Source organism: Streptomyces aurantiacus (assembly GCF_001418335.1).
Lineage (GTDB): Bacteria > Actinomycetota > Actinomycetes > Streptomycetales > Streptomycetaceae > Streptomyces > Streptomyces aurantiacus.
The window spans coordinates 1-288 of sequence record NZ_LIPP01000411.1; the positions used below are offsets into that span (position 1 = coordinate 1).

The window sequence follows — 288 nt, forward strand, 5'->3', positions numbered from 1 at the left end:
GCCATGGGGGAGGGGCCTTTCAGGACTGCTCGGCGGGTGTCAAGGGACCCACGGGTGTCACGGGAGCCGCTGGGGCCGTTGGGGCCGCTGGGGCTGCGGGAGCCACGGGGGCCGCGGCGGAACGCAGCGTCTTCTTGCTGACCTTGCCGATCCCGGTCTGCGGGAAGGTGTCGACGAACTCGACGAGGTCGGGGACCTTGTAGGCGGCCACGCCGTGCTCGCGGACGAACCGTTTGACGGTGGCGGGCTTCAGCGGTTCGGCGCCGGCGCGCAGGACGACGTAGGCGA

1 protein-coding gene is annotated in these 288 nt (G+C 71.9%); it reads right to left on the reverse strand.

All coding sequences use genetic code 11. The annotated features are described in order from the left end of the window. Window positions 1–19 precede the first annotated feature (19 nt). A partial coding sequence (locus AOK01_RS45810; protein WP_425424788.1) for an AMP-binding enzyme occupies window positions 20–288 on the reverse strand: 269 nt, incomplete at its 5' end.